This window comes from Acidobacteriota bacterium (assembly GCA_009691245.1).
Lineage (GTDB): Bacteria > Acidobacteriota > Terriglobia > 2-12-FULL-54-10 > 2-12-FULL-54-10 > SHUM01.
This window is the reverse complement of the sequence record SHUM01000013.1, coordinates 57,388-64,021: the sequence shown is the minus strand read 5'-3', so window position 1 is coordinate 64,021 and position 6,634 is coordinate 57,388. Positions and strand designations below refer to the sequence as shown.

The window sequence follows — 6,634 nt, the reverse complement described above, 5'->3', positions numbered from 1 at the left end:
GATCTTCACCAGCGCGAAATAATTCTCGCCCTCCTTGGGCTGCCGCACCTGCCCCGAGATGGTGTCCCCCGTGCGCAGATCAAACCGCCGTATCTGCGACGGCGAAACGTAGATGTCATCGGGGGATGGAAGGTAGTTGTAATCCGGCGCGCGCAGGAATCCGTAGCCTTCCGGGAGCGCTTCGAGCACGCCTTCGGAGAAGACGAGTCCATCCTTTTCCGCCTGCGCCTGTAGGATGCGGAACACCAGTTCATGCTTGCGCATGGTGGAGGCTTTTGGAATATCGAGGTCCTTGGCCACTTGCGCGAGTCGCGCTATGTTCATCTGCTTCAGCTCGGCCAGCGCCATGCGACCCTTGGCGGCTACCGGCGAAGGCGCGGGGGCGTTTGGCGCGGCAGGGGGAGTAGCAGGCGGCGCGGGAGGCTGCCCCGCGACATTTACCGGCGCGGAAGACTCGGGCGCACTACTGTCTTGAGGGGGCGGCGGCGGAGGCGGAGGTGAGCTTTTGCGCTCACCACGACCGCTGTGAGTCTGGGTAGAACCATTTTTAATGGGCATAGTAAATCAGGCAAGATGCAACCCCGCAATGCGCGAGAAAGCGCAACGCGGGCGCGTGCCAATCCTTCAAAAGATCGAAATTGATTGAATCATAATGATGCGCAAGGCTGTGAGGGCAGCAATACTGCGGTCGCTTCCAGCCGCTGCGAATCCTAGTGCGTTACCGAATCCTGATCGGCGCTGTCTCCGGCTGAAAAATCAGTCCGCAGAGGCGGCTCAATGGCAACCGCTGCGAGCGGGTCCACCGGACGCTCCAGCGCGATCTTCAAGACCTCGTCCATGGTCTCGACAAAGTGTAGCGTAAAATCCTGATGAATAGTAGCAGGAATATCAGCCATGTCCTTCTGATTGTCCTTCGGAAGGATTACGGTGCGGATGCCGGCGCGCTGTGCGGCGAGCAATTTTTCCTTCAGGCCGCCGATGGGGAGCACCTTCCCGCGCAGCGTTATTTCACCGGTCATGGCCACATCGCGGCGCACTGGGTTTTTGGTGAGAGCGCTGGCGAGGGTGGTGGCCAGCGTGATTCCCGCGGACGGCCCGTCCTTGGGAATGGCGCCCTCCGGGACATGGATGTGAATATCAAGGTGGCGGTAGAACTCGCGGTCCAAGCCCAGCTGGTGGCTGCGTGAGCGGATGTAGCTCATGGCCGCCTGTGCTGACTCCTGCATCACATCACCGAGCTTTCCGGTGAGAGTCAGCTTTCCTTTGCCGTCCATCAGTGTCGCTTCGATGGAGAGGATGGAGCCGCCCACTTCGGTCCATGCGAGTCCCGTGGACAGGCCAATTTCGCTGGTTTTCTCCGCGGTCTGGTCGCGGTACTTAATGACGCCCAGGTACTCGGAGACGTTCTCACCGGTTATCGTGGCGGAAACTTCGGGACCTTCTTTAACCACCTTGCGCGCGACTTTGCGGCAGACGTTGGCGATCTCTCGCTCCAGATTGCGGACTCCGGACTCGCGCGTGAAGCTCTGGATGATGCCGCTAACGCCGGAATCGGTGAATTGCAAGTTCTTGTCCGTCAACCCGGATTCCGTGCGCTGCTTCTTGATTAGGAACCGCTTGGCGATTTCGACCTTCTCGGGCTCTGTGTAACCGGAGAGGCGGAGGACTTCCATGCGATCGAGCAGAGCGGGCGGGATGGTGTGAATCACGTTGGCCGTGGCGATGAAGAAGACCTGCGAGAGATCGTACTCCACGTCCAGGTAGTGATCCACGAACATGTAGTTCTGCTCGGGGTCCAGAACTTCCAGCAGCGCGGCCGACGGGTCGCCGCGAAAATCCATGCTCATCTTTTCGATTTCATCGAGCATGAAGACGGGATTCTTAGTGCCGGCCTTCTTCATCATCTGAAGAATCTGGCCAGGCAGCGCGCCGATATAAGTGCGGCGGTGGCCGCGAATCTCCGCCTCATCGCGCACTCCGCCCAGCGAGAGGCGAACAAACTGCCTGCCCGTGGCGCGCGCGATGGACATGCCGAGCGAAGTCTTGCCCACTCCCGGAGGACCGACAAAGCACAGGATTGAGCCCTTGGGCTCTTTCACCAGACGGCGCACGGCGAGATATTCGATGATGCGCTCTTTGATCTTCTCCAGGCCAAAATGCTCTTCTTCGAGCACCTGCTCGGCGCGCTCGATATTCCGAATCTCGCGGCTCTTCTTCTTCCACGGCACAGCGAGCAGCCAGTCCAGATAGTTGCGCGACACGGTGGACTCGGCCGACATGGGCGGCATCATTTCCAGCCGCTTCAGCTCCTGCAACGCCTTTTCCTTGGCGTCGGCAGTCATGCCCGCTGTTTCGATTTTCTTCTTCAGCTCTTCGAGCTCGTTCTTCTCGCCGCGGCCCAGTTCCTTCTGGATGGCCTTCATCTTCTCGTTGAGATAGTACTCGCGTTGCGCGCGCTCCATTTGCTTTTTGACGCGCCCTTGAATCGAGCGGTCCATGTTGAGCTTCTCGATTTCGATATCGAGGATGTCCGCGATCCGCGTCAGGCGGTCGTTGGGATCAAGGATTTCCAGCAACTCCTGCTTCTCTTCAATCCCGATGCTGAGGTTGGCCGCGATCGTGTCGCTCAACTTTGCCGCGTCCTCGCCGCGCACGGCCGCGATCATGGTTTCGTAATTCAGGCTTTGGCTGACTTTGACGTACTGCTCAAACAGCGAATTCACACGGCTAATGAGGGCCTCGGTCTGCGGCGTGGGCTCTACCTTCTGCGGGATGGGGCGGACCACGGCGTGGAAGAAGCCGTCCTCGTCATTCATGCTCAGGATGCGACCGCGTTCAACGCCTTCCACCAGCACCTTCACGTTGTTGTCGGGCAGGCGCAAGCTCTGAACGATGTTGGCAATGATGCCGACCTGATAAATCTCGTTGGGCTTGGGCTCATCTATGGAGGCGTCGTGCTGGGTGGCCAGAAAGATCTTCTTGTCGCCAGCCAGGGCCTCTTCGAGGGCGCGCACGGAGCTCTCGCGTCCCACCACGAACGGCGTCATCATGTGTGGGAAGACGACCATGTCCCGAATAGGCATCATGGGCATCCGCCGGGATTCTGGTTTTTCCTTGGTGGTCAGCATGTCTGGGTTGGCCTCCTTCAATTGTGGGCAATCTTTCTCTTGCGTTGGCCTGCTGGGCAATTCCGGCTACACAATTACCCTACACTGGCATCTTAACCAGGAACGTCTCCTACAAGGAAACTACGCAGGACTTCCGGATGGCTGGAGTAGAGAAAGGTAATCCCGAATGGGCGCGGTTCCTTGCAAGGATAGCGACCGGTGCAAACGGGAACCGGCTCTTAGCCGGCCTTCTCAAAATATTGGATGCTGATTTCCTTGTTTTGGACCATCTCTTTTGTGACCAGGACGTCGCGCACGCGTTTTTGGGACGGAAGGTGGTACATCAGGTCCAGCATCAAGTCTTCGAGAACCATGCGCAGACCGCGCGCGCCTACCTTGCGCTCAATGGCTTTGTCGGCAATCGCTTCCAGCGCCGAATCCAGGAACTTCAGACGCACATTCTCATAGTCGAACAGGGTCTGATACTGCTTGATCAGGGCGTTCTTGGGCTTGGTGAGAATCTCAATCAGCGCCGCCCGATCCAGATCTTCGAGCGTGCCAACCACCGGGAGCCGGCCCACAAATTCGGGAATCAGTCCATAGCGAATCAAGTCGCCGGGCTGAAGCTTTCCGAGCAGATCAACATCCACGCGCGCCGAGGTGATTTCCTTCTTGTCCGCGCGGAAGCCGACGGACTTGGCGCCCACGCGCCGCTTGATTACTTTATCCAGTCCCACGAACGCACCACCGCAGATGAACAGAATGTTCGTGGTATCAACGGAGATGAACTCCTGATGCGGATGCTTGCGGCCGCCCTGCGGGGGGACTGAGGCCACGGTGCCTTCCAGAATCTTAAGTAGCGCCTGCTGCACGCCTTCCCCCGACACGTCGCGGGTGATGGACGGGTTCTCATCCTTGCGCGATATCTTGTCGATCTCGTCGATATAGATGATGCCCTGCTGCGCGCGGGTGACATCGCCGCCGGCAGCCTGCAATAGTTTCAGTATGATGTTCTCCACGTCCTCGCCGACGTAACCCGCCTCGGTAAGAGTGGTGGCATCAACAATGGCGAAGGGCACATCTAACAAGCGCGCCAGCGTTTGAGCAAGCAACGTCTTGCCCGTGCCGGTGGGGCCGATCAGCAGAATGTTGCTCTTGGCCAGCTCGACCTCGGAGTTCTTCTGCTTATTCAGCTGAATGCGCTTGTAATGGTTATAGACCGCTACGGCAAGCTTCTTCTTGGTGATGGCCTGGCCGATTACGTACTGATCGAGGAAGTCCTTGATCTCGGCGGGCTTGGGGAGTTTGCTCTGCGCGCCCGCCGGAGCTTCCGTGCGATCCTCTTCCAGGATCGCATTGCACACGGTTACGCATTCATCGCAGATGAACGCGCGAGGCGCATCACCAGGTGAGGAAATGAGTTTCCCTACGGCATCCTGTGCCTTGTGGCAGAACGAACAATGCAGCGCTTCCTCGGTCCCGTTGCGTTTCACTGGTTGCTCCCTAAAGTCTGACAGTAATCTTACTTATGCTTGGTGATGATCTCGTCGATGATGCCGTACGTCTTGGCCTGCTCGGCATTCATAATGTAATCGCGTTCCACGTCAACGGCGACCTTCTCGACGGGCTGTCCTGTATGCTTTGCCAATAGATTATTCGTGTTCATACGCATCCGCAATATCTCTTTGGCCGCCAGATCGATATCCGTCGCCTGGCCGGAGATTCTATCGGCTGAGGGCTGATGAATCAGCACCCGCGTATTCGGCAGCGAGAACCGCTTGCCGGCCGCGCCCGCCGTCAACAGCAGCGCCGCCATGCTGGCCGCCTGACCGATGCAGATGGTGGAGACATCGGGCCGCACAAACTGCATGGTGTCGTAAATGGCCATGCCAGCCGTGATCGATCCGCCCGGGCTGTTGATGTACAAATATACGTCTTTCTCCGGGTCTTCCGCTTCCAGAAAGAGCAGTTGCGCGGTAACTAGATTGGCAATGTTATCGTCTATGGGAGTACCGATAAAGATGATATTGTCCTTCAGCAGGCGGGAGTAAATGTCATACGCTCGCTCGCCGCGGTTGGTTTGCTCGACCACCATTGGAACCAAAGCCATGTCGGAAATCCCTCTTCGTTGGAGTTGTGTCTATTCCTGATCCTGTATATTGTGAAACCGTCGCCAGCGGGTCCCTCAATCCAGCGCGCCTGAACGTCCGCGTTGGGTGCTAACTGCTTCTCCAGCAGCTCTTTACTTGCTGGCGGCCTGTAGAACAAAATCGAGCGCTTTGCCGATCCGCAGTTGGTCCTTTATCCTATCGATGGCCTCTGGACTGCTCAACCGCGCCCGCACCTGAGCCGCCTGCGTTCCCGTGGATGTTGCCAGTTTCTCAATCTCCGCGTCCACTTCCGCCTGCGTTACTTCCAAGTTCTCCTTATCGGCAATCTGCTCGAGAATCAATGAAGTTTTTATCTCCTGCTCCGCTTCCTCGCGCTGCGCCGTGCGCACCTTGGGCCAATCCACTGAACCGAACTGCTGCTCCATTCCCTGGGACGCCAGTTGGCGACGCAGGCGGTCCATGCGCCGGTCGGTCTGCTTCTCGACCAGAGTCTCAGGGACGGGGAAGTCGTGCAGCTCATTCAGACTCTTGCGCAGACGGCGGCGCGCGTCTTCGTCGGCTTCGTGCTGCTTGTGGAGGCCCAGGTCCTCGCGGATGCGTGTGCGCAGCGCCTCGAGCGATTCGAACGGCCCCATTTCCTTGGCAAACTCATCGTCTAGATCGGGCACCTGCTTCTTCTTGATGCCCAGCACCTTCACCTGATACGAGAGCGTCTTGCCTGCCAGCCGCGAGTCGCGGAAGTCCGCCGCGTAGGCCACGTCGAAGGTGCGCATATCGCCGGCGTTTGCGCCGCGCAGATGGTCGCTGAACTCCTGCACGGTGTCCTGTCCACCGATCTCGCACAGCACGTCATCCAGCGTAACGGCGGGCTTGTCCGGGTCCGCCGCGGTCGATGGATCGCTGCCCACCACGGCGAGGCTCGCGAAGTCGCCATCCTGCACGGGGCGCGGCTCTTCGACGTTCACGTAGCTGGCGCCCTCGGCCTGCATGCGCTTCAGTGTGTCTGCGATCTCCTCGTCGGAGACCGTGGTCTTCTCCGCATGAATATGGAGTCCCGCGTAGTCGCCCAAGGTGATCTCGGGCATCACCTCCACGCTGGCCTTGAAACGGAGCGGAGCGTCGGCGGAGAACTCCACATTGGTTACCGACGGCGTGCCCACGGGATTCCACTTCTTCTCGCGGACCTGCGCCTCCACATACTCCGGAACCAGGTCCTGCAATGCCTGGCCGCGAATGTCCTCTTCATAGCGCCGCTGAATCAAGGACAGTGGAGCCTTGCCTTGACGAAAGCCCGGGAGCCGCGCGTGGCGCTGATAATCCAGCGCAATCTTCTGCACTTTCTTCTGGACCACATCGGCCGGTACTTCAATCTCCATCGTTCGTAGACAACTGTCCGCCACTACGCATTCTCCTTGG

5 protein-coding genes are annotated in these 6,634 nt (G+C 58.7%); all 5 read right to left on the bottom strand.

All coding sequences use genetic code 11. From position 1 onward, the window contains the following. A partial coding sequence (rho, locus tag EXQ56_05105; protein MSO19833.1) for a transcription termination factor Rho occupies nucleotides 1-348 on the bottom strand: 348 nt, incomplete at its 3' end. Between the two features lie 362 nt (nucleotides 349-710). Beyond that, entirely contained in the window at nucleotides 711-3,128 is a 2,418-nt protein-coding gene (locus EXQ56_05100; protein MSO19832.1) for an endopeptidase La, read from the bottom strand. Between the two features lie 218 nt (nucleotides 3,129-3,346). Continuing rightward, a complete protein-coding gene (gene clpX, locus EXQ56_05095; GenBank protein MSO19831.1) occupies nucleotides 3,347-4,600 on the bottom strand; it encodes an ATP-dependent Clp protease ATP-binding subunit ClpX in 1,254 nt (417 codons plus the stop codon). A gap of 29 nt (nucleotides 4,601-4,629) precedes the next feature. Continuing rightward, the gene (gene clpP, locus EXQ56_05090) at nucleotides 4,630-5,217 is read right to left on the bottom strand and encodes an ATP-dependent Clp endopeptidase proteolytic subunit ClpP (GenBank protein MSO19830.1); all 588 of its coding nucleotides are present in this window, start codon (nucleotides 5,215-5,217) and stop codon (nucleotides 4,630-4,632) included. 132 nt (nucleotides 5,218-5,349) lie between these two features. Continuing rightward, a complete protein-coding gene (gene tig / locus EXQ56_05085) occupies nucleotides 5,350-6,618 on the bottom strand; it encodes a trigger factor (GenBank protein MSO19829.1) in 1,269 nt (422 codons plus the stop codon). Between the last annotated feature and the right edge of the window lie 16 nt (nucleotides 6,619-6,634).